The 21,725-nt window shown below is 40.1% G+C and carries 19 protein-coding genes and 5 tRNA genes; 12 read left to right on the top strand and 12 right to left on the bottom strand.

Features of this window, described 5'->3' with window-relative positions:
- Positions 1 to 3 precede the first annotated feature (3 nt).
- The gene (rmuC, locus tag CVS93_RS06525) at positions 4 to 1,572 is read right to left on the bottom strand and encodes a DNA recombination protein RmuC (RefSeq protein WP_107687025.1); all 1,569 of its coding nucleotides are present in this window, start codon (positions 1,570 to 1,572) and stop codon (positions 4 to 6) included.
- A gap of 78 nt (positions 1,573 to 1,650) precedes the next feature.
- Positions 1,651 to 3,324, bottom strand: coding sequence for a dihydroxy-acid dehydratase (ilvD, locus tag CVS93_RS06520; protein WP_107687024.1), 1,674 nt, complete (start codon positions 3,322 to 3,324; stop codon positions 1,651 to 1,653).
- 318 nt (positions 3,325 to 3,642) lie between these two features.
- Between ilvD and CVS93_RS10010 the strand changes: the two genes are divergently transcribed.
- Together CVS93_RS10010 and CVS93_RS06515 are read left to right on the top strand one after the other, a co-directional pair.
- Positions 3,643 to 3,771, top strand: a complete 129-nt coding sequence (locus CVS93_RS10010; RefSeq protein WP_257638070.1) for a hypothetical protein — start codon at positions 3,643 to 3,645, stop codon at positions 3,769 to 3,771.
- Between the two features lie 75 nt (positions 3,772 to 3,846).
- On the top strand, positions 3,847 to 4,197 hold the full coding sequence (locus tag CVS93_RS06515) for a hypothetical protein (RefSeq protein ID WP_085658427.1): 351 nt from the start codon (positions 3,847 to 3,849) through the stop codon (positions 4,195 to 4,197).
- A 35-nt stretch (positions 4,198 to 4,232) separates the two neighbouring features.
- Here CVS93_RS06515 and CVS93_RS06510 read toward each other — a convergent pair whose 3' ends face one another.
- The 4 genes from CVS93_RS06510 to CVS93_RS06495 all read right to left on the bottom strand — a co-directional run bounded on the left by CVS93_RS06510 (position 4,233) and on the right by CVS93_RS06495 (position 9,137).
- The gene (locus tag CVS93_RS06510) at positions 4,233 to 6,002 is read right to left on the bottom strand and encodes an aryl-sulfate sulfotransferase (RefSeq protein ID WP_107687023.1); all 1,770 of its coding nucleotides are present in this window, start codon (positions 6,000 to 6,002) and stop codon (positions 4,233 to 4,235) included.
- A gap of 265 nt (positions 6,003 to 6,267) precedes the next feature.
- On the bottom strand, positions 6,268 to 7,392 hold the full coding sequence (locus CVS93_RS06505; RefSeq protein WP_107687104.1) for a cytochrome d ubiquinol oxidase subunit II: 1,125 nt from the start codon (positions 7,390 to 7,392) through the stop codon (positions 6,268 to 6,270).
- Positions 7,385 to 8,920: a cytochrome ubiquinol oxidase subunit I gene (locus CVS93_RS06500; RefSeq protein ID WP_107687022.1), complete on the bottom strand. Its 1,536-nt coding sequence runs from the start codon at positions 8,918 to 8,920 to the stop codon at positions 7,385 to 7,387. Before CVS93_RS06500 ends, CVS93_RS06505 begins: the two co-directional genes overlap by 8 nt.
- Position 8,921: 1 nt before the next feature.
- On the bottom strand, positions 8,922 to 9,137 hold the full coding sequence (locus CVS93_RS06495) for a DUF4492 domain-containing protein (RefSeq protein ID WP_021091886.1): 216 nt from the start codon (positions 9,135 to 9,137) through the stop codon (positions 8,922 to 8,924).
- 125 nt (positions 9,138 to 9,262) lie between these two features.
- Here CVS93_RS06495 and CVS93_RS06490 point away from each other — a divergent pair, with 125 nt between their 5' ends.
- The 5 genes from CVS93_RS06490 to CVS93_RS06470 all read left to right on the top strand — a co-directional run bounded on the left by CVS93_RS06490 (position 9,263) and on the right by CVS93_RS06470 (position 16,520).
- On the top strand, positions 9,263 to 10,897 hold the full coding sequence (locus CVS93_RS06490; RefSeq protein WP_107687021.1) for a CTP synthase: 1,635 nt from the start codon (positions 9,263 to 9,265) through the stop codon (positions 10,895 to 10,897).
- 105 nt (positions 10,898 to 11,002) lie between these two features.
- Positions 11,003 to 11,554 carry an NAD(P)H-dependent oxidoreductase gene (locus tag CVS93_RS06485; RefSeq protein ID WP_107687020.1) on the top strand — a complete coding sequence of 184 codons (552 nt, stop codon included), beginning with the start codon at positions 11,003 to 11,005 and terminating at the stop codon, positions 11,552 to 11,554.
- A gap of 352 nt (positions 11,555 to 11,906) precedes the next feature.
- Positions 11,907 to 13,481, top strand: coding sequence for a single-stranded-DNA-specific exonuclease RecJ (gene recJ, locus CVS93_RS06480; RefSeq protein ID WP_107687019.1), 1,575 nt, complete (start codon positions 11,907 to 11,909; stop codon positions 13,479 to 13,481).
- Between the two features lie 225 nt (positions 13,482 to 13,706).
- Positions 13,707 to 15,713 carry a TonB-dependent receptor domain-containing protein gene (locus CVS93_RS06475; RefSeq protein WP_107687018.1) on the top strand — a complete coding sequence of 669 codons (2,007 nt, stop codon included), beginning with the start codon at positions 13,707 to 13,709 and terminating at the stop codon, positions 15,711 to 15,713.
- A gap of 222 nt (positions 15,714 to 15,935) precedes the next feature.
- The gene (locus CVS93_RS06470; protein ID WP_107687017.1) at positions 15,936 to 16,520 is read left to right on the top strand and encodes a hypothetical protein; all 585 of its coding nucleotides are present in this window, start codon (positions 15,936 to 15,938) and stop codon (positions 16,518 to 16,520) included.
- Positions 16,521 to 16,557: 37 nt separating this feature from the next.
- Here CVS93_RS06470 and CVS93_RS06465 read toward each other — a convergent pair whose 3' ends face one another.
- From CVS93_RS06465 to CVS93_RS06440, 6 genes are all read right to left on the bottom strand, one after another.
- Positions 16,558 to 17,190: a protein-L-isoaspartate(D-aspartate) O-methyltransferase gene (locus CVS93_RS06465; protein ID WP_107687016.1), complete on the bottom strand. Its 633-nt coding sequence runs from the start codon at positions 17,188 to 17,190 to the stop codon at positions 16,558 to 16,560.
- A gap of 60 nt (positions 17,191 to 17,250) precedes the next feature.
- Positions 17,251 to 18,018 carry a carbon-nitrogen hydrolase family protein gene (locus CVS93_RS06460; protein ID WP_107687015.1) on the bottom strand — a complete coding sequence of 256 codons (768 nt, stop codon included), beginning with the start codon at positions 18,016 to 18,018 and terminating at the stop codon, positions 17,251 to 17,253.
- Complete coding sequence (locus CVS93_RS06455) at positions 18,019 to 18,339, bottom strand: hypothetical protein (protein ID WP_199907244.1); 321 nt, start codon at positions 18,337 to 18,339, stop codon at positions 18,019 to 18,021.
- Positions 18,340 to 18,500: 161 nt separating this feature from the next.
- Complete coding sequence (locus CVS93_RS06450) at positions 18,501 to 19,523, bottom strand: ribonucleotide-diphosphate reductase subunit beta (protein ID WP_009494790.1); 1,023 nt, start codon at positions 19,521 to 19,523, stop codon at positions 18,501 to 18,503.
- Positions 19,524 to 19,590: 67 nt separating this feature from the next.
- Complete coding sequence (locus tag CVS93_RS06445; RefSeq protein WP_107687014.1) at positions 19,591 to 20,718, bottom strand: PepSY-associated TM helix domain-containing protein; 1,128 nt, start codon at positions 20,716 to 20,718, stop codon at positions 19,591 to 19,593.
- A 218-nt stretch (positions 20,719 to 20,936) separates the two neighbouring features.
- Positions 20,937 to 21,012, bottom strand: a tRNA-Ala gene (locus CVS93_RS06440).
- Positions 21,013 to 21,117: 105 nt separating this feature from the next.
- Here CVS93_RS06440 and CVS93_RS06435 point away from each other — a divergent pair.
- The 5 genes from CVS93_RS06435 (at position 21,118) to CVS93_RS06420 (ending at position 21,703) form a co-directional block, all read left to right on the top strand.
- Positions 21,118 to 21,192, top strand: a tRNA-Gly gene (locus tag CVS93_RS06435).
- An 8-nt stretch (positions 21,193 to 21,200) separates the two neighbouring features.
- A tRNA-Leu gene (locus CVS93_RS06430) sits at positions 21,201 to 21,287 on the top strand.
- A gap of 6 nt (positions 21,288 to 21,293) precedes the next feature.
- A tRNA-Cys gene (locus tag CVS93_RS06425) sits at positions 21,294 to 21,367 on the top strand.
- Positions 21,368 to 21,399: 32 nt separating this feature from the next.
- The gene (locus CVS93_RS09835; protein ID WP_187422162.1) at positions 21,400 to 21,555 is read left to right on the top strand and encodes a hypothetical protein; all 156 of its coding nucleotides are present in this window, start codon (positions 21,400 to 21,402) and stop codon (positions 21,553 to 21,555) included.
- Between the two features lie 58 nt (positions 21,556 to 21,613).
- Positions 21,614 to 21,703 (top strand) — tRNA-Ser (locus CVS93_RS06420).
- Positions 21,704 to 21,725 lie beyond the last annotated feature (22 nt).

Below are 21,725 nucleotides of genomic sequence, written 5' to 3'. Positions count from 1 at the left end.
ATCCTAATCCTCTTTTTCTAATTCGTTATTTACACCGATCTCTTTTACTTCTATATCTTTTTGCTCATCTGGAGACAAGCGTTTAAAATTTTCAAGTCTACTAACAAGACCATCTCTACCACTAAAACTTGATGCAAGGGCGTTAAAATGTTTATTTGCAGTATTTAGTGTATTGCTAAGTCTATTCATATGCTCGGCCACATTGCGGACTTTATCATAAATTTTAATCGCACTCTTTACGATATTTTTGGCCTCTTCATTGCCACGCTCTATGCGCCATAAATTTGCCACTGTGCGAAGAATAGGCATAAGCGTAGTGTGAGATACTAGTATTACGCGCTTTTGAAATGCGTAGTCAAAAAGGGAACTATCAAATTTCATAGCCTCGATATATGCTGGCTCAATTGGTATAAACATCAATACAAAATCAGGGCTATCAGGTACGATCTCGCCGTAATTTTTACTATTTAAACTATCTATGTGATTTTTCATAGAAGCAATATGCTCTTTCAATGCTAAATTTAGCTCCTCCTCATTGCTGGCTGTGATAGCCTTTTCGTAAGCTATAAGTGAGACTTTAGAATCAACTATTAGGTGTTTGCCATCTGGTATCTTTACTATAAAATCAGGAATAAGACGTTTGCCTTCTTCGTTCTTGAAATTTTGTTGTGTCAAGTAATGCTCATCTTTTACAAGTCCAGAAGCCTCAAATGTGCGTTCAAGCTGTATTTCACCCCAGTTTCCAAGTGTTTTATTGCTACCTTTTAGTGCAGTGGCTAGCGAGTTTGCCTCTTTTGACATTGAGATACCAATTTCACTTATGTGCTTAATCTGCACTCCTAACTCACTCATGCCTTTAACTGATTCGTCGTGGACTGCATTTACGCGCTCTTGAAAGGTTGAAATTTGCTCCTTTAGTGGCTTTAGTAAAAGATCTAAAGAATTTTGGCTATTTTGTGTGAAATTTGCACTTTTTTCTTCAAATATTTTATTTGCAAGATTAGAAAATTCCAGGTTTAATTCATTTTTTACTTTTAATAAATTTGCCTCTTGCTCTTTTAGGCTATTTTCTTTTGCTTCTATTTCATTTCTAAGTACAGCCATATCACGTTTTAATCTATTTTCTCTCTCACTCGCTTCAGCTAAAGCATTTTTATTTTGATTTAGCTCAGCTAGTGTTGCAGTGAAATTTGCCTCGTTATTCTTGGCCCTTTCATTTGCTGTACCGATACTCTCTTTAAGCTCATTTATCACGCGCTCCATCGCATCTTCAGCTTCGTCTTTTTGTGCTATTTTGGTTTTTAACGCATCGATCTCACTGATGAGCTCGTCTATTCGCTCGTGATTTGACATAAGTCTTGCTTTTTGCTCACTGATTAGCTGCAGATTTTCACTATTTTTAGATACTAAATTTGTTAGATTTGATGAAATTTCAAAATTTTCTTGCTCTTTTTGCGCCAAATTTCTCTTTAGCTCGAGTTTGTCCCTATTAAATGAATAGATGACAAATATCGCAATCAAAAATAGTACTCCTAAAAATATGGCAGCATAAAAATAAAAATCTTGTTGCATTTAGTATCCTTAAAAAATGAAGAAATTTTTATATTTTTACAAAAGCAAAGAGATTACTCCTTGCTTTATAGTAAATTTTTATGCTTCTAGCACTGCTCCGTTGCTTGCGTTTGTGACTAGTTTGCGGTATTGCCTTAGCCAGCGAGAGGTTAGCGCCTTATCGACTGGCTTAAATTCTGCTCTTCTATTTGCGATCTCGGCTTCGCTTAGGCGAACGTTTATCTCGTATTTATCGACGTCTATATCGATGATATCGCCATCTTGTAGCAAGCCTATCATGCCGCCCTCAGCTGCTTCTGGGCTTACGTGGCCGATGCTTAGACCTCTTGTCGCCCCGCTAAAGCGACCATCTGTGATGAGCGCTACGTCCGCACCAAGTCCTCGTCCCATGATAAGCGAAGTAGGGCTTAGCATCTCTTGCATACCAGGGCCTCCACGTGGGCCTTCGTAGCGGATGACGACGACGTCGCCTTTATCTACTTTACCGCTTGAGATGCCAGCTATTGCTTCATCTTGTGAGTTAAAGCAGACCGCTTTACCGCTAAATTTACGCTCGCCAACGATACCAGCTGTCTTGATGACACAGCCTTGCTCGGCTAAATTTCCAAACAAAATGGCAAGTCCGCCAACTTGCGAATAGGCGTTTTCTACTTTGTGAATGATGTTTTCATCTTTGATGTCACTTACCTTTACGCGCTCTCCTAGAGTTTCGCCGCTAACTGTTAGGTTGTCCAAATTTAGCATGCCATTATCTCTGCGTGAAATTTCTTTTATCACTGCATTCATGCCACCAGCCCTGCCGATGTCCTCCATGTGCACGTTTGGCAAGCTTGGACTGATCTTAGCGATGTGAGCGATGTTTTGGCTGATTTTATTTAGCTCTTTGATGTCTAAATTTACGCCAGCCTCTCTTGAGATGGCTAGCATGTGAAGAACGGTGTTGCTGCTACCACCCATTGCCATATCAACGACAAGCGCGTTGCGGATCGCTTTTTCATTTAGTATGTTTCTGATTTTAAATTTCTCATCAAGTGCGATTTCACAGATCCTGCGAGCAGCCTGTCTAATAAGTTCCTCACGCTCTGGAGTTAGCGCTAGGATAGTGCCGTTGCCAGGGAGCGCTATGCCCATCGCCTCGCAAAGCGTGTTCATAGAATTTGCTGTAAACATACCGCTACAGCTACCACCACTTGGACATGCGTTGCACTCGATATCTTTTAGTTCAGCCTCATCTATCTCTTTGGTCTCAAATTTACCAACCGCCTCAAACGCAGTCGCAAGATCGATCGGCTTGCCATCTTTGGTGTAGCCTTTTTTCATAGGGCCGCCACTTACAAAAATGGTCGGGACATTGACCCTTAAAGCGCCCATAACCATACCAGGGACGATCTTGTCGCAGTTTGGCATACAAACAAGTGCGTCAAGCGCGTGAGCGTTCATCACGGTCTCTATCGAGTTTGCGATGATTTCGCGGCTAGGCAAGCTATATAGCATGCCTCCATGCCCCATCGCGATGCCGTCATCCACGCCGATGCAGTTAAACTCAAATGGAATACAGCCATTTTTGCGAATTTCATCTTTTAAAATTTGTGCATATTTGTTTAAGAAAAAGTGCCCAGGTATGATCTCTATAAAGCTGTTTGCAACGCCGATAAAGGGTTTAGCAAAGTCATCGTCTTTTAGCCCAGTCGCACGCAAAAGTGAGCGGTGTGGGGCTCTTGTGTAGCCTTTTTTGATTATATCGCTTCTCAAATTTGATCCTTTTTTAAAATTTGAGAGGATTTTATCACATATAAAGTATCAAAGATTTTAAAAAATTTTTGAAAATTTAAAAATTTTTTTATTACATAAATAACACATTAAATTTTTAAAATTTATCCAAAAAGGATGAGCTAAATAGCTACGAAATTTCGGTAATTTTAATCAAAGCAGTATGCAAAATAATAACGTAAAAATATTATCAATGTGTTATAAATATTGATTTATAGGGCTTTATTGTACCTTGGTACAATTTACAAGACTTATAAAAATTTATACAATGCGATAAAATTTTTTAACAAGGATGAGAAAATGATCGCAAAAACAGAGGGCATAAAAGTGATGCCAATGCAAACTAAAATTTTAAATTCTGGCACAAACTTTTATGAAAATAACTTCACAAATACAACTTTAATTTTTCCTTTTTACGCGAAGAAGTAAAACAACTTCTAATCTCCAAAACAAGAGCGATTTAGCTTTTATTTTAAATTTAATTTATAGTTAAGAGAGTTTTATATGCAAAGTGAAAAAATAGAAATTTTACTTGATGAAGTGAATGAAACAATAGATTCGATATTTAGAACCTGTAATAAAAATGGTGGAACAAAGAAAGCTTTGGAAAATAGAAAGCTAAATAAAGAAATTTTGAAAGATAAATTTGCATCGATCTTTTTAAAATTTGACCAGATAGACGATGATAATTTTAAAAGCATAGTCCTTGCAAGTGATGAGACAAAAGAGCTAAGCGAAATGGTAAAAGCATTTGAAGCGGATAAAGATATAGACTTGCCAGAACTAGAGCGAGCAATAAATTTTAACCTTACTAGAATCAAAGAAGCAATATATAAATTTCAAAACAACAACTAAAAGCTGGTGCGAGAAAAGTCTCACACCAGATACTGCTAATAACTAAATACCTCCGGATCAATAACCATCGCTCTATAAGCAACATCATCTCTTGAAGCAGAGTCCACATCCATCTCAAATTTGATCTCATTTGTTTTTGGATCGATCTCAACTAAGACCATTTTGATAGTCTTATCAGGACGGAGCAAATTTACATTTGAGCTTGAGATGAAATAGGTATTTTTATCCTTTTGCCACTCGACGTTGCTAGTAACTGCGCTATAAAAGTCAAAGCCACGCTCCTTGCCAAACTGCCAAGTTTGTTCAACCGTGCCCTTTTTCTCATCTATCTTGTACTCAACCGCACGAGAGTATTTATCCTCTTTAAAGGCTGGCTGCTCCATACCCCTTGCATCGCCATTGTCAAAGACACTTAGGTGTTTTATGCTGCCTTTGTTATCGTATCTTGGCGTTAGCCATGCAGTGTGCTGAGTCCATGACCAGTCAAATTCGCCCTCGCATTTTGAGTTTTCGCATTTTATTTTATTGCCTTTGCTATCAACCGGAGTTAGCACTTTAGCTTTAAATTCTTCACTCCAGCCCTCAGGCGAAGCTAGTATCCATTTTACTTTTTTATCGCGTCCGATTTTAACGATACCTTGGTGGCGAAGTGAGAGGATAATGCTATCGTCGCTCTCATCATATGAGATAGAATTTACGTGAGCCCAGTTTCTACCTGTACCAGTAGAGGTGATGTCGCCAAATGGTAGATCGTTGCTTATCTTTATCTCTTTTGCGTCCATGTCGATGTTTAGGCAAACAGCTCTAGCATCAAGCGCTTTTATGAGGTTGCTGCGGTAGACGTTGTTACCAAAAATTTCATTTAGATCCCACTCTTCGACCACCTTACCGGTGCTATCGACCTCGATGATGTGGTCTCTTATAGTGTGAGAAATTTTGCCATCTTTGTGGTGGTAGTTGTATTTGCCAACCCTAAGAAGTGCGTGATCATCCTTTAATGGCATAACTTCATGGCTTAGATCGATGTAGCCTCTTGGAAGCGGGCGGTTATAAATTTCTTTTCCCATAAGGTCATATCTTAGATATCTTTGAGCCATACCAAAGCTGATATCGCCATTTTTTAGCTGATGAAAGCCCATCATCATGCCTCCATCCATCACTCTGCGCTCGCTGCGGTCGTAAAATTTTTGATAGTCAAGATACCATCTGACTTCGCCTTTGGTATCTACGATGTAGTTTTCGGTAAAGTCGTTCCAGCTAGCAGCTCCGCCATTTTTCCAATCAAGTGGTTTATAGACGCTTGTGATCGTGTTATTTATGAGATAGAGCCTGTTTTTAAAGGCAGGATCGACCTTTTTGACGCGAGTCTTTTGCATGTGAGAAAATCTAAAATCACGGCTATATGTGACGATAGGCTGGGCGTAAATTTTATATATTTCTACCTTTTTAGCTCCGTTAAATGTATAACTAAGCACGACCTCGTTTAGATAGTCAGGATAAAGTCCCCAAATAGGCACACCATCATGCGTAAGCAGGGCATGCTCTGAGACATTGTAGTCGATATCGATACCACCATCTGGCTTGCCTTTTACTTTGACGTGGATATCTTTGATATCTTTGCCAGCTCTATCGATGATAGCAGTTAGAGGCGATACGTCATAAGGATTTATAAAGACTGATCCAAGCTCGCCTTGAACCTTTACGTGATGAGCTAGGACTCCAGCCTCTAGTGGCGTGATGCCTACACTAAGACCACTAACCAAAACAGCCGCAAGGGCAACAGAACCTAAGAAATTCTTGCTCATTTTCGCTCCTTTAATAAAATTTAATGATATCTTACTACTGAAATTTCACACAAAACTAACGCTTATATGAAAAGTGGCTTAAATAAATTTATAAAGAAGTCGTTTTAAGAGGTAAAAATAAAAAGAAGAATTTAGGAGCAAAAGCCCCTAAATTTTAGTTATTTGCTTCAAATTTCTTTAAAGCAAATAGTACAAATTTGTAGCTAGCAAACAATGTCACTGGCCAAAGTATCAAAAAAATTCCTGCTTCTAACATCTTTTATCCTTAGTATGCGTGATGATCGTTTTTGATCTCATCTTGCGTGATCTTCTTGCTATCTATCGCTCTCCAAACTACGACGATATAGGCAAGCACGAAAGGCACTAGCAAGCTAACATAGGCCATAACGCCAAGTGTGTAGTGGCTAGAGCTTGCATTTTTGATAGTTAGCGAACTAGAGAGGTCGCTAAATGACGGATAAAATGCTGTACCATTTAGTCCTGTTATCAAAAATAGTGCGGTCACAGCTAGCGTAACGCCAAGGCCATAAGCAAAAATTCCACGAATACTTTTTGTAAATGCCCCTTGGAAAATTCCAACAAGTACCAAAACAACGCCAACAAGAAGCAATATACCAACGATAGGCATCTCAATCAAATTTATAGCGTATTTGTAAGGCATAAGGCTAACTACGCCATTTGCGTCGTATGCAAAGCCATCTTTTGTAAGCACCCAAGCAAGAAATCCTAGAAAAAATGGCAAGAATAGCACGGTGTTGATAAGTAGCTGTTTTCTGGCGTTTTGTATAAATTCGCCATCAGCGATGTTGTTCATAAGATATAAGCAGCCACCTACGCGAGATAAGAAAAACATCGCTATGCCGAGCAAATACAAGTAAGGATTTGCCAATGCTTCAAGGCCGCGAAAAGGAGTCTTCCACTCGACAAAGTTGTGCTCATTTAGCACAAAGTCACTACCACTAAAAAATGTACTAACCGCCATACCGATAAGAATAACGCCAAGTGAGCCATTTATGAAAAGGAAAATTTCATAAGTTCTAGCGCCTAAGAAGTTATCAGGCTTTTTGCGGTACTCGTAGCTTACAGCTTGGACGATAAAGCAAAATAAAATAGCCAGCCAAACCCAGTAAGCGCCACCAAAGCTAGTAGCGTAAAATAGCGGGAATGCCGCAAAGCACGCACCACCAAACATAACAAGCGTCGTAAATGTAAGCTCCCATTTTCTACCGATAGAATTTATGAGCATATCTTTTTTAAGCTCGTCTTTGCCAAGGCTAAAGATTAGCGACTGGCCGCCTTGAACAAACATCATAAAGACCAAAAGTCCGCCAAGAAGGCTAACTATAAACCACCAATAAATTTGTAAATTTTCTAAACCTAAACTATGCATGGTCATTAAATCCTATCTTTATTTGCTTAAGCATGATTTTGATCTCGGCGATTAGTAAAATCGTGAATAAAACAGCAAATAATGTAAATGAAATTTTTACGTTTGAATCCGCTAAATTTGTTGCTCCAACACCAACGGTCATGAGATCTTGTATCGCCCAAGGCTGACGACCAACCTCTGCTACTATCCAGCCAGCTTCAGCTGCGATGTAGCCAAGCGGTATGGTAAATACGCAGATCCACAAAAATGCTCTTATGTTTTCAAATTTATATTTTCTTGAAAGATTTAGATAAAGAGTGATAGCAAAAAGAGCTATGAAGTAAGTGCCAAGTGCGACCATGATGTGGAAGCTATAAAATGTAAGTGCAACTGGTGGCACGGCTTCTTTTGCGTCTTTAAGATAGCCATATCCTAAGAAATTTAGATTACTTTCTAAATTTGAAAGCGAAGTTTTCATTAGGCTCTCATCATTTGCTTTTTTAGCTTCTTTGTAGTTTTTGAGAGCTTCGATAGCTACTTTACCCTTTGCCATCTTCTCTTCTACGCTTATTAGATTGTGCTCGCTAGTACCATAAAGTAGGTCATTTATACCTGGCGTAAATGAGTCAAGCTCTCTGTTTGCCATGATGCCAAGTGCATAAGGCACCTTTATCTCAAGCAAAAATGGCTCGCTCTCGTCGCCAAGCTTTTTAGCTAGGTTTAAAATACCAGCAGCAACTAGACCAGCGTTTTTCTCACCTTTATAAAGTCCCTCCATGGCTGCTAGCTTCATAGGCTGCTTTTGAGCTACAAAATATGCACTTTCATCGCCACTAAGTAACAAAAATGCCGAAGTGATAAGGCCAAATGCGCTAGCAACGACGATACTTTTTTTAGCTAGTAAGATGTGGCGTTTTTGGATCAAAAACCAAGCAGAAATTCCTATCACAAAGATAGCTGAGATGGTGTAGCCGCTAGTTACTGTGTGTAAAAATTTGCTAATGCCAAGAGGATTTAGCGCGACTTCGAAGAAATTTTCCATCTCCATTCTGGCGGTATCTGGGTTAAATTTCATACCGATTGGGTATTGCATCCAGCCGTTTGCAATTAAGATCCAAAGTGCACTTAAATTTGAACCGATCGCGACAAGCCAAGTTGAAAGCAGGTGAAATTTCTTGCTGACTTTATCCCAGCCAAAAAACATAATGGCAAAAAATGTACTCTCCATGAAAAATGCAAGCAAGCCTTCTATCGCAAGTGGAGCGCCGAAGATATCGCCGACAAACCAGCTGTAATTCGCCCAGTTTGTACCAAACTCAAATTCCATAATGATGCCAGTAGCCACACCGATAGCGAAATTTATGCCAAAGAGCTTTAGCCAAAATTTCGTTATCTCAAGCCAGACTTTATCGCCGGTTTTAACATATATCGTCTCCATAATGGCGATGATAAAACTTAGCCCCAAAGTAAGTGGGACAAACAAAAAGTGGTAAATGGCAGTCAGCGCAAACTGAGCCCTAGACCAGTCAACAAAATCCATCTCAGACATTTTATTCCTTTATTAAATTACGAATTACAAATTCGCTTTTTTCTTCGTCGGTTTGAAATTTGGTATTTAGAGTCTCGTTAAAGATGAAGGCTTTTAAAATTCCAAACATGATGATAAGCTTTATTATTATGAGAAGCCATAATTTTTTGCCTATTTTCATGTTTTTAAAGCCCTCTATATATAAAGAGGCAATGATGTTTAGGTAGTTTTTTATCATAGTTTTTGAAGTCTATAACAAAAAGACTTAAAGAATAATTTTTAAAATTTATACGATTAATGCCTTACTAAATATTTAAGGGGTATAATCCGCAATTAAAAAATAAATAAATTTAAGGAAATTTAATGGCAAAAGAGACGAAGTATATTTTTATCACAGGTGGCGTTTTAAGCTCACTTGGAAAAGGCATCGCAGCTGCGTCTATTGCGACTCTTTTAAAAAATTCTGGACTAAAAGTAAGTGTTTTAAAAGCTGACCCATATATCAACGTAGATCCTGGCACGATGAGCCCGTTAGAACACGGTGAAGTCTTTGTCACAGACGATGGTGCAGAGACAGATTTGGATTTGGGACATTATGAGAGATTTTTAGATGAGAGCCTAAGTCAAGATAATAACTTCACAACCGGTAGAGTTTATAGCTCAGTGATCGAAAAAGAGCGCCGTGGTGACTACCTTGGAAAGACTATACAGGTTATCCCTCACATCGTTGGCGAGATAGTTGATCGCATCAAAAAAGCAGGCGAGGGCAAAGATGTGCTCATCGTTGAGATTGGTGGAACAGTTGGCGACATCGAGGGCTTACCATTTTTAGAGGCGATAAGAGCGCTAAGGGTGGAAGTTGGCAAAAAAAGAGCGCTAAATATCCACCTAACGCTTGTGCCATTTATCAAAGTAGCTGGCGAGCTAAAGACAAAGCCAACCCAGCATAGTGTAGGTGAGCTAAGACGTATAGGTATAACACCAGACATCATCATCTGCAGATCTGAAATGCCACTAAACCGCGAGCTAAAAGATAAGATCGCAGCAAGCTGTGGTGTTGAAAAAAACTGCGTTATAGAGAGCTTAGACAGCGCAAGTATCTATCAAATTCCGCTTTCATTTTTAAAGCAAGATATATTAACGCCGATCGCTGAAAATTTAGGCTTTAATGAGCTAAAACCAGACATGGCAAAGTGGGATAGCCTAGTAAAAAGGATAATCGCTCCAACAAATGAAACTACAATAGCATTTGTAGGTAAATATATCGATCTAAAAGAGAGCTACAAGAGCCTAACTGAGGGCATTATCCACGCTGGAGCAAATTTGGATGCTAGGGTAAATTTACGCTGGATAGATAGCGAAAAGATAGAAGAGAGTAATGTAAATGAGCTTTTAAAAGACGTTGATGGTATCTTAGTCGCTGGCGGCTTTGGCGAAAGGGGCGTTTTAGGCAAGATGCAGGCTATAAAATTTGCTCGTGAAAATAAGATCCCATATCTTGGAATTTGCCTTGGTATGCAGCTAGCACTCATTGAGTTTGCAAGGGATGTTTTGGGCTTAGAAGATGCAAATTCTATGGAATTTGACAAAGAGTGTAAAAATCCTATCATCTATCTAATAGATAGCTTCATTGACGCTCACGGCAAAAAACAGATAAGAACGCACACAAGCCCACTTGGCGGCACGATGAGGCTTGGAGCATATAACTGTGAGATAAAACCAAAGACACTTCTAGCTGAAATTTATGGCAATGCAAAGAGTGTAAAAGAGCGTCACCGCCACCGCTACGAGGCAAATCCAAAATATAAAGAAATTTTTGAGAAAAATGGTCTTTTGGTAAGCGGTGAGAGCGATGGGCTAATAGAGGCTATCGAGCTAAAAGGTCATCCGTGGTTTGTGGGCGTGCAGTGTCATCCTGAATTTACTAGCCGTCTAACTAAGCCAAATCCTGTGATATTAGGCTTCATAAAGGCAAGTTTAGAAAACGTCAAATCTTAAATTTAGAGCCATCTGGCTCTAAAAATTCTTTTAAAATTTTGCTGTTTTTATTCAATTATTTGCCAAATAAATCCCACTACTTGCCATAAATTTTTAAGGAGAAAAATGAAAACTCTAATCATCTTAGCACATCCTGACATTCAAAACTCGGTCATAAACAAACGCCTGCTGCAAGAGGCTCTCAAAGAGCCGCAGCGCTATAGCGTTCATGATTTGATACAGGTTTACGCAGGCGGCAACATCAACGCCGCGCGCGAGCAAGAGCTCATCAGAGCCCACGACACCATTGTTTTGCAGTTTCCGCTTCACAACTTCTCCTGCCCTCCGATTTTAAAATCATGGATCGACGCGGTGATGACGCACGGCTTTGCCTACGGACGCGGTTCAGACGGCATAGCGGGGCGTAAGGTGGCGCTAGCCGTGACTGCGGGCATCAAAAAGAGCGACTACAGCTCGCAAGGACGCTATCATTTTAGCTTGCGCGAGGTTCTTACGCCGTTTGAGCTTGGGTTTAAATACTATTTTCACGCCGATTACCGCGATTTTTTCGCATTTTACGGCGCCGAGGAGACTCCGGGCGTGGACTACGTATCAAGCGACAGCGAAATAGAACGCAGCACCAGAGAATACGCGGAGTTTTTGAGAAATTTGGAATAAATTTTTATAAAAATGGTTTAAATTCTCTAGCATAAACCATTTAAAAATTTATAAATTTAATTGTATAAATTTTTGCTAATACTTACTATTTTTGGCGGGTTAAATTTGTAAAGACTATCAATTTAACAAAGCTTTTAACCTCGCCATGAGCCCTAAAATCTTACTTTCAATGAAAATTATAAGAAATTAAATTTCAAAAAGATATAATCAAAGCATTCAAAATAAAGACGAAAGATTGCGATGAGAAAGAAGTATTTTTATAGCCAAATTTTTGGCAATATGGGTGTAAATTTAAGTGAACAAGTGGCATTAAATAAAGTTGGTAAGTTCTTTAAAAATTCTTGCCAAAACCATGCTAAATAAAGAGGATATAAGGAATTTACTAGCGCATAGATTTTGTAACGACACACATAAAAAAATTAGTGAAATTCCGACACCAAGTGCCTTAAAAGATATCTATAAAGGCGCTAATCGCATAAAAGAAGCGATCGAAAAAAACGAGCGCATAGCCATTGTGGGCGATTATGATGTTGATGGTGTTGTTTCGAGCGTAATTTTGGCCGAGTTTTTTGATGATCTTGGCGTGAAAGACTACCTAGTAAAAATTCCAAATAGATTTAAAGATGGATATGGGCTAAATCCTGAGATAATAGACGAACTCTTAGCCGATGTAAGCCTGATTATCACCGTTGATAACGGCATCTCTGCAAACGATGCGGCCATTATCTGTAAAGAAAAAGGCATCGATCTTATCATTACTGATCATCACATGCCTCCAGCTGTTCTACCAGAAGCTTATGCGATCATTAACCCAAAACAAGAAGACTGCAACTTCCCAAATATCGAAATTTGTGGCGCTGAGGTCGCTTGGTATTTGGTTGGAGCGTTAAAGGATGTTTTTGGACTAAATTACGATATGAGCAAGTTTTTAGAGCTTTTAGCTATCGCGATAATCGCTGATATGATGGAGCTAAGAGATATGAATAGAATGCTTGTTCGCCTTGGCATTTGTAAGCTAAATGCGTCTAAGCGTTCCGCATTTCACGCTATAAAAGAGTTTTATGGTAAGGAAAAATTTGAGTGCGATGATATTAGCTTTCTTATAGCCCCACTTATAAATTCAGCTGGGCGCATGGACGATGCGATGAATTCATTTAACTTTTTGCGTGCAAAGAGCATCGAAGAGGCTTACAACTATCTTGATATGATAATAGAGTTTAATAACTCTAGAAAAGAGGAGGAGCGCCAACTCTTTGAGTGCTCGCTAAAGGACGTAAAAGAAGACGATGAAGTCATCATCACTTGGGGCGAGCAGTGGCACGAGGGTGTGATAGGCATCGTAGCTAGCCGCCTAGCAAAGCACTTTGCAAAGCCAGCTATCGTCTTTAGTATAGATAAAGGCCGTGCAAAAGGTAGTGCTAGAAGCATTGGTAAGCTTGATATCTTATCTCTTATAGCAAGCCACGAAAATTTGCTAACAAGCTACGGCGGTCACAAAGGAGCGGCTGGACTTACGCTTGCACCTGAAAATTTGGTGAAATTTAAAGAAGCGATAAATAAAAGCTGCTCATGTCTAAATATGCAAGAGTGCAAAAGCTCGGACGAGTTACTTGGTGACATAATGCCAAGCGAGATAGACTTTGAACTGCTTGAAATTTTAGAATTTTATGAGCCATACGGACAGAAAAATCCTCGCCCAGTCTTTAAGATAAAAAATGCTCTTGTTAAAAACGAAAGACTTATAGGTAGAGATCAAAATCACCTAAAGCTCATCTTGCAAAAGGATAATAAAACACTTGAGGCTCTATTTTTTAACTTTACAAGACATGCTAGAGTTGGCGAGATGATAGATATTATCTTTTGTATATCAAAAAATTCATTCCGTGGACTTGTTACTCCACAGCTACTCATAAAAGAGATTTTATAAAATTTTATCTCGGTTTTATAATGCTAAATTTTAATGAAACCGAGATTGCTTCGGTTTAATTCACCAAAATCGTTTCTTTATATATTTAATGTAGTCCAACTAAAATAATACTATTTGATTCAAATTTCTGTATTGTAAAATTAATGTTATATAAATATTTATATTTTATTTAAGTTCATTTTTGCTTTAATTTTAATTTTAAATATTAATTTCATAGGACTAAACATGAAAATTTCTTACGTTTTAGCATTTGCTCTAGTACCAAATTTAATGCTTGGTGCTGAAGAAACGATAGACCTGGCTCCGGTTACCGTTTCCGCAAAGATACAAAAGTCCGTTCTTGACGAACCGACAAAGGCTCAAATAGTGGGCAAAGGCGCGATACTAGAAAACGGCGACATCGCTAAATCGCTTTTAAATTTGAGCGGCTTTACGATGGAGCGCAAGGGCGGAGGCGGCAGCGAGGTTTATTACCGCTCGCAGACGGCGGCCAGACTGCCGGTGCTGATCGACGGTAGCACGCTAAACGGCGGTTGCGGCATGCGCATGGATACGCCCATCACCTACATCTCGGCACAAAATTATAGCTCGGTTCGCATCGTAAAAGGCCCGCAAGACGTCAGATACGGCGCGCTCATTAGCGGTGGTATATTTTTCGATAGAGAGATAGCAAGGCTTTCAAAACCGAGCTTCGGAGGAAACGTAAGCGTGCTGGGTGGTAGTTTTAGAAGATTTGAAACTGCTGCAGACGTAGCGGCGGGCAACGAGCTGGGCAGCTTAGAAATTTCTGGCGGGCACTACCAGAGTGGCGATTATAAAAGCGGCGACGGACAGAAAATGCATACGCACTATAAACGCAACAGCGTCTCACTCGTGGGTACGCTAACACCCACGGATACTACCGCATTGCAGCTAAGCGCGGACCTGGGTAATGGAGAAGCGGCGTATGCCGATAGGATGAGAGACGGCGTGCAGTTTGACCGCAAGTCTTTCGGACTAAAATTTGAACAAGACGTCGGCGAGCACAAGATCAGGCTAAGCTCGTATTATCATCAAATCGATCACATAATGGATAACTTTACCATGCGTCCGGTGCGTCCGATAGTGCCTGGTAACGCAATGGGCAGAGGATATAGCATCAGTCACCCGATACGAGATATGTACGGCTTTAAGCTAGAAGGCGAGTTAAATTTCGATAATCTAACGAGCTACCTTGGTGCTGGATATTCGCAAGACTCCTTTAAATGGCGAGGCGCCGGAACGGGCGGAGCCGGTGTGCCTAAAGCCGTTATGGACGCCGCTCTATCAAAGCCGCACGTAAAAGAGCGCAAGGTAACGTATAAAACGATATACACTCAAAATGAATACGTCCTTGAAAACGACTACGGGCTTTTTGGCGGACTTAGGCTGGACGCGGGCGAGAGAAAGCAATTACTAACGCATAAAAGTAGGAGCGAAAATTTATTCTCAGGCTTTTTTAGATACGAAAAATATCTGCAAAATTTAACGCTTTATGCAGGGCTAGGGCATGCACAAAGACTGCCTGATCACTGGGAAACAAATAAGGACCCGAACTTAGAGCTACGTAAAGAAAAAAATACTCAGCTGGATTTTGGCGCAGTGCTAAAAGATAAAAACTACGAACTAAACGCAAATTTCTTCGTCTCAAAGATGGATGATTACATAATGATAAAGTATAACCCTATGGGTATGTCTTCAAACGTATTTAATACCGATGCCTTACTATACGGCGGCGAGATCGAGGGCGATACGCTACTGGCCGATATATTTAGACTGGGTGCCGGCGTATCCTACGTCTACGGCAAGGTGACTAAAAACGCGGGCGGCCTAAAAGACGGCGATGCGCTGCCTAAGGTTTCTCCTCTAACGTTTAAACTAAGCGCCGGCCTAGAAAAGCCAGACTGGTTCGTCAAAGCCGACTTCTACGCTAATGCATCGCAAAACCGCGCGCAAAAAGGCTACGGCGACGTGGGCGGTATGGATCTTGGCAAAAGCGATAGTTTTTGGACGCTGGGGCTAAGCGCGGGCTATAAATACAAAAATTATCAATTTTTGCTAGCGGCGGAAAACCTAAACGATGCCAAATACGCCTATCATAACTCAAAAGGCGGCTACGGCGGCGGTATCGCAGGCTACGAGACTATCCCAAACGGCACGAGGCTTTATGAGCCGGGCAGAAGCTTTTGGGCGAAATTTAAGGTGCATTTTTAGGGCGTAACTTAATAAATTTGGCATGGCTACGGGCTTAGGATTTGCCCTAAAGCCGTGCTAAATTTAAGTATTTTTACTCTTATATTCTTAACAATACTCACGCTTACTACATTTACCATTAGCAATAAATTGGCACTTGGTATAAAATTTCTTATTAAATTTAAATTTTATATAGATTAAAAGCTTAGATGTAAAATCTCAGAAATTTTTTAAAGGAGAGGTATGAAAAATTTACTTGTAAAATCAAGCTTGGTTCTAGCTTTGGTAAGCTCAGTGGCACTAGCTCAAGGCGCATTTGTTGGTGGTGAAAGTGATTACTCGTTTAACTCAAAAATCAAAACAAAAAACATAGCAAGTAGTGAGAAAAATAACTTCAAAAAAGGTCACTATGGTCTTGGCTTTTATGGCGGTTATGATTTTGACAGCTATAGAGCTTATGGTGGTTATTATTATGACTTTAAAGCCAGGAAAAATGCTGGTGAATCAGATGCAAAATGGAGTAAGCATAAATTTCTAGGCGGTATTGATTATACGCCAAATATCACTGAAAATTTTAAAGCCGTTCTTGGTGGATACACAGGTCTTGGCTACTTGAGCGTTAGAGAGAGATTTAATAACGAAACAAGTAAGAAAAATTTCAAAGGCTTGCTAGTTGGCGCAAAAGCGGGCGGTATTTACTCATTTGACGAACATAACGCGATCGAGTTTGGCTTAAAAGCTGATAAGACTTTTTATAAGAAAAATAGCGGAGCTCAGCTAAGAGATACGACTATAGGAATTTATACAGGCTATACTTATAAATTCTAACCTTTAGGTAAGGCCTTAGGCTTTGCCTTATTTTGGGCTACTCTCTACCTTCAAGAAGTGGCACAAAAAGGCACTCATCCAAGTACTCTTTTTCTAGATTTCCATCTTTATCTTTTTTAAATTTAGCGATAAATTGCTTGCCATCCTTCTTCATTGGAGCTACTAAAATTCCACCATTTTTAAGCTGCTTAAATAAATTTGGCGAGATCTCATCAGCAGCTGCCGAGAGCAAGATACGATCAAATGGTGCGTAGCTTCGCCAGCCATTGTTGCCATCATCATATCTTACATGTACGTTTTTTATTTTTAGTGCCTCGAAGCGTTTTTTCGCCTCCATGGCTAGTTTCTCTATTCGCTCGACGCTAAAAATTCTATGTGCAAGTTTGCTTAAAATAGCTGCTTGATAGCCACTACCGCAGCCTATCTCTAGGATGTTGTCCGTATTTTCGCACTCTAGTGCCATCGTCATTTTTGCAACGGTTAGCGGTGAGCTGATCCATTGATTGCCCAGTATTGGCTGAGCGTCAAGTTTATAAGCATGTGCAGTGATTGGTACAAAAATTTCGCGCTCAGTGGTAGCTATCGTATCGAACAAAAGCGGACTTAGCGTGATCTCGTCGGCTATATCGCTAGCTAAATTTTGGCATTTTATCGCTTCTAGTTGGGTCAAAATTTATATCCTAAATAAAAATTAAATCGTTATTATACGATTTAAAACTTATCTTAAAATTTATAAAAGCCCTAAATTTTTCTTTATCTGTGCGATCAAATTTGCGTCAAAAACCGCACTTTGCTCTAGAATGCCATCTGGCAAAAAGACCCCAGTGATCTCAAGATCTAGCGAGCTTGAGATCATGACGTAGCAGTTGTTTGCGATAGCTAGAGCCTTGCAAAGGCTAAGATAAGCATCCTCTCTAGCCTTACCCCACATGGCTGGTACCATGATGATGTCACATCCTTTTAGCTTTGCCCAAAGTGTGCTATCGCGTAGTTCAAAACAGATTAGCACGCCAAGCTTTAGCCCTCTAAAATCAAAGGCATTTATCTCGTCCACATCGCCGGCAGTAAAAATTTCATGCTCCAAATTTGGCCTAAAAAGTTCGGCTTTAAACTGCGAATGAAAGACGTTATTTGAGTTAAGAAGTAAAAATTCGTTATAAATTTTTGGTTGGTGCGGATTTAGATTTGAAATTTGAGCGAGCCCTGCGCTTTTGTTTAGGCTAGTAAGGTGCGTAAAACCAAGAAATTTATCTGGACTAAGTGCCTCTTGCAAGCGTTCAAGCAGCATCGCATCAAAGCTACCTATCATGCCACCAAGCATCGCTTTGTTCGCCCCAGTAAAAAAGCCGTCAAAGTCATATCCGCTGATGCAAAGCTCGCTTGCAAGCAGGAGTGAATTTTCAGGTGCTGCTTCAACTAAATTTGCAAGCTCTTCTAGCCGCTCGGTAGCACTTTTTGCCTTTAAAGTTAGGCTTATCAGGTTTAAATTTTCGCTCATTTATTTTCCAAATACAAATATAGTTTGCTTTGGCGCATGGCAATTTTCCGGAATTCTAAAATCCATATCCGTCCCGCCAATTTCAGGCGTTGGCTTTAGCAAAACTGTTATGGCCGTAGTCTTGTTATCACGCTCTGAAAGCGGGTCGTTAAAGACCCAGACTTCATACGAAAACGAGGTTTTATCGTCAAAATATACCACTCTAGTCTCTTTTAGGTCGGCGGATTTAAAGTTACATACCCTATTTATCTGCTTTAAAACATCGACAAAAAGAGCCGATCCAATAGGTGCAAGGCTTGGCCGGATATCGCCAGCTGGCATGCTTTGGTAGATGATAGCATATTTGGTTTCGTCTGTTTTGACAAGTATGTAAGGGTTAAAACTTATTTAATAGATCCTTATTTGTTATGTCAATCGCCCTCTGGCTGCTACTGCTAGCACACCCTACAAAAAGCACGCATGCGAGGGCTAAGATACTATTTTTAAAAGTCATCAAAGCTAATACTTCCTTTACTGTAGTTTGTCACCTTTGCTTCAAAGAAATTTGACTTTTGGTCGTTAAATTTCGCAAAGTCATCGACCCATTTGATCGGGTGAGCAACGTTATATTTGCGTTTTAGACCGATTGCAACTAGGCGTTGGTCGATGAGATAGTGGATGTACTGCTCGATGATGTCGTCTGTAAAGCCCATTATTTGGTTTTGGGTGATATATTTGCCCCATTTTATCTCTAAATTTCCAGCTTTTTCAAACATATCATAAATTTTCGCCTCAGTCTCAGGCGTGAAAAGGTCAGGCCTCTCTTTGCGGACTGAATTTATCATGTTTTGAAACAAAAGCAGGTGCGTGATCTCGTCGCGTTGGATAAAGCGGATCATCTGCGCTGAGCCTAGCATCTTGCCTGCGCGAGCTAGAGCGTAGATCGCTGTAAAGCCGCTGTAAAAGTAGATACCCTCTAAAATTTGATTTGCCACCATCGCAAGAAGTAGCTTCTCATCAGTCACTTCGCCTGCAAGCTCCTCATAGACGCTTGAGATGTAGTCATTTTTCTCACGCAATACATCGTCGTGCTTCTCCATCTCATAGATCAGGTCGGTATTATCACAGATCGCCTCGACCATGACAGCGTAAGACTTACTGTGGTTTGCCTCTTCGTAGGCTTGGCGGCTTAGCACGGCGTTGATCTCTGGTGCGGTGATGTAAGGGTTGATGTTATCTGCTAGGTTGTTTGTCTGAAAGCTATCCATCGAGATGAGCTGGCTCCAGACGAGGTCGTACATACGTTTTTCAGCCTCTGTGAGGTTGTAGGCGTAGTCGCGCACGTCGTCTGTGGTATCGACCTCTTTTGGAAACCAGGTATTTGCCTCCATGAGGTCCCAGAGCTTTAACGCCCACTCGTATTTTGCCTTGGTGAAATTTAAAATCCCATGTGGGTTGCCGTTAAAGACTCTTCTGTCGGTCAAATTTTCATTTGAACTTGGGTTGTAGATGCGTTTTCTGTTCATAAATTTCTCTCTTGTTTGTGGTAAAAATTTCTTAAAATCTTACCCAAAGCAAGGTAAAAATTTACTTTTATTTATATGGCTTTGCCCTTTTTATGGTCATCAAAAAGCCAGTTATTATTAGTAAAACGGCGATCACGCAAGAGATGGCAAAGACGATCTGACCGATCTCGCCAAACATCTCTCCAGTGTGCAGGCTAAGCACCTTGCGGCCAGCCCTTTTTGCCTCTGGGATGCTTTCAGCCTTGCTAACAAGCTTGTTTTCTTTGATCTTACCAGCGCTCGCGTCAAGCTTTAGTTTGCCCACTTGGCTCTCGCTAGTTTCGTAGTTTATGGTGTAGGTGCTTTGGTTGTTTTCAGGCACATTTATCGTGAGTGATTTTAGCTCTAGTGTGACATTGTCTTTAAAAATTTGCTCCGCAGTCTCGATCTCTTTAAATTTCTCATCGCTTATTGGGATTAAATTTCTTTGAGGCATTACCCTTTGCGCTTGGCTTGGTTTTAGCTCGAAAAATATGCTATTTACGCTGTTTCTGACCCAGCCATAAGACCAGTAAAGACCAGTTAGCGACATCACGACAAGCAGGATCGCCACGTAGGTGCCAAGGCTCGTGTGGAGGTTGTAAAAGCAGGCGTAGCCCTTGGCGTTTGTTTTGATCTTTAGCGAATTTAGTAAATTTCGCTTGATTGCTGGTGCGTAGAGGATGAGGCCGCTGATGGCAAGAAGCGCCATGATGATGGAGCTAATGGCGACTATTTGCTTGCCGATGTTGGCTGGGACTTTGCTATCAAGCAGAGCAAGGCCTAAATTTCTATGTAGGCTTAGTATTATCATGCGAGTTTTCTCGCCCCAGTCTTCGCTGATCACCTCGCCGGTGCGGGGATCGATGAAGAAATTTAAGAGCTTTTTGTCTTTAGTAACGCTGATGCTATAAGCTTTGTTTTCGCCGCCGATTTGCACGTTTTCAAGCGTGTCAAATTTGATCTTGTCTTTTGCCTTGGCGAGGATCTCACTTAGACTTAAATTTGGCTTCTCGCTTGCCGCTAAATTTATATATTTGTCGTTTATGGCTTCTTTTATCTCGTTTCTATATGAGGCAAATGGTGCCATAAGCGTCATGATAAGTAGCGGTATAGCAGCGATTAGACCGATTATTAGGTGGATGTTGAAAATAATTTTTCCTCTTTTTAAAAACATTTTTTTCCTTTAAATTTTAATAGCGAATATTATTTTATTTTTTGTTAAAGCAAGATAAAAATTTATAAAATTATTTTTTAGTTATTAACTTTTACTAATGTTGGTAAGGGTCTTAATATCAATTACCCATTAAATTTTTACATATTGGTATCTTATTTTTTTGGTAAAAAGTTATTTTTGCAGTAAGGTATAAATAATGATAGATGTATTTAGATTTATGGTGGAGTTAAGCGGGATCGAACCGCCGACCTCTTGAATGCCATTCAAGCGCTCTCCCAGCTGAGCTATAACCCCAAATAGATTTTGGCATTTTATCTTTTTATGGCTTACAATATTTTGAAATTCGTTTTAGTAAAATAAAATTTTAAGCAATTTTTGGATAATATTGCAAACTTTAACGCGGGAATAGCTCAGGGGTAGAGCACAACCTTGCCAAGGTTGGGGTCGCGAGTTCGAATCTCGTTTCCCGCTCCATTAACTTAGCCCGAGTGGCGGAATGGTAGACGCAAGGGACTTAAAATCCCTCGGTAGTTTTTACCGTACCGGTTCAAGTCCGGTCTCGGGCACCACGATATGGCGACATGGCCAAGTGGTAAGGCATGAGCCTGCAAAGCTTTGATCCCCGGTTCGAATCCGGGTGTCGCCTCCAAATTTCAAAAATAACTACTCGAAGGAATAACAGTGAGAAATTTACTTTTAGCAGTGTTTATAGCATTTTTTGTGGCTGGTTGTTCAAATACTTGGCATGGTGTAAAAGAAGATACTCATAATGCTAAAGAATGGACCAAAGAAAAGATAAATGATGGAGCTACATATATTAAAGAAAAAACAGAGTAAATTTTATAGATTATAGTAAATTTTAAGCAAAGTTGGTTATAATCACAAATCTTTAATTCGGGAGATGGCTGAGCGGTCGAAAGCGGCGGTCTTGAAAACCGTTGAGGTGTGAAAGCCTCCTGGGGTTCGAATCCCTATCTCCCGGCCACCTATCTAATTCCTTGTATATT

The organism is Campylobacter concisus (assembly GCF_003048535.1).
Taxonomy (GTDB): Bacteria; Campylobacterota; Campylobacteria; order Campylobacterales; family Campylobacteraceae; genus Campylobacter_A; species Campylobacter_A concisus_S.
The sequence above is the reverse complement of the archived record's forward strand: the minus strand, read 5'-3'. Positions and strand labels throughout refer to the sequence as shown.

Excerpts from the sequence above, each read along its gene's own strand:
- rmuC (WP_107687025.1), bottom strand. The coding sequence starts at position 1,572 with ATGCAACAAGATTTTTATTTTTATGCTGCCATATTTTTAGGAGTACTA.
- CVS93_RS10010 (WP_257638070.1), top strand. The coding sequence starts at position 3,643 with ATGATCGCAAAAACAGAGGGCATAAAAGTGATGCCAATGCAAACTAAA.
- CVS93_RS06515 (WP_085658427.1), top strand. The coding sequence starts at position 3,847 with ATGCAAAGTGAAAAAATAGAAATTTTACTTGATGAAGTGAATGAAACA.
- CVS93_RS06510 (WP_107687023.1), bottom strand. The coding sequence starts at position 6,002 with ATGAGCAAGAATTTCTTAGGTTCTGTTGCCCTTGCGGCTGTTTTGGTT.
- CVS93_RS06505 (WP_107687104.1), bottom strand. The coding sequence starts at position 7,392 with ATGCATAGTTTAGGTTTAGAAAATTTACAAATTTATTGGTGGTTTATA.
- CVS93_RS06500 (WP_107687022.1), bottom strand. The coding sequence starts at position 8,920 with ATGTCTGAGATGGATTTTGTTGACTGGTCTAGGGCTCAGTTTGCGCTG.
- CVS93_RS06495 (WP_021091886.1), bottom strand. The coding sequence starts at position 9,137 with ATGATAAAAAACTACCTAAACATCATTGCCTCTTTATATATAGAGGGC.
- CVS93_RS06490 (WP_107687021.1), top strand. The coding sequence starts at position 9,263 with ATGGCAAAAGAGACGAAGTATATTTTTATCACAGGTGGCGTTTTAAGC.
- CVS93_RS06485 (WP_107687020.1), top strand. The coding sequence starts at position 11,003 with ATGAAAACTCTAATCATCTTAGCACATCCTGACATTCAAAACTCGGTC.
- recJ (WP_107687019.1), top strand. The coding sequence starts at position 11,907 with ATGCTAAATAAAGAGGATATAAGGAATTTACTAGCGCATAGATTTTGT.
- CVS93_RS06475 (WP_107687018.1), top strand. The coding sequence starts at position 13,707 with ATGAAAATTTCTTACGTTTTAGCATTTGCTCTAGTACCAAATTTAATG.
- CVS93_RS06470 (WP_107687017.1), top strand. The coding sequence starts at position 15,936 with ATGAAAAATTTACTTGTAAAATCAAGCTTGGTTCTAGCTTTGGTAAGC.
- CVS93_RS06460 (WP_107687015.1), bottom strand. The coding sequence starts at position 18,018 with ATGAGCGAAAATTTAAACCTGATAAGCCTAACTTTAAAGGCAAAAAGT.
- CVS93_RS06455 (WP_199907244.1), bottom strand. The coding sequence starts at position 18,339 with ATGCCAGCTGGCGATATCCGGCCAAGCCTTGCACCTATTGGATCGGCT.
- CVS93_RS06450 (WP_009494790.1), bottom strand. The coding sequence starts at position 19,523 with ATGAACAGAAAACGCATCTACAACCCAAGTTCAAATGAAAATTTGACC.
- CVS93_RS06445 (WP_107687014.1), bottom strand. The coding sequence starts at position 20,718 with ATGTTTTTAAAAAGAGGAAAAATTATTTTCAACATCCACCTAATAATC.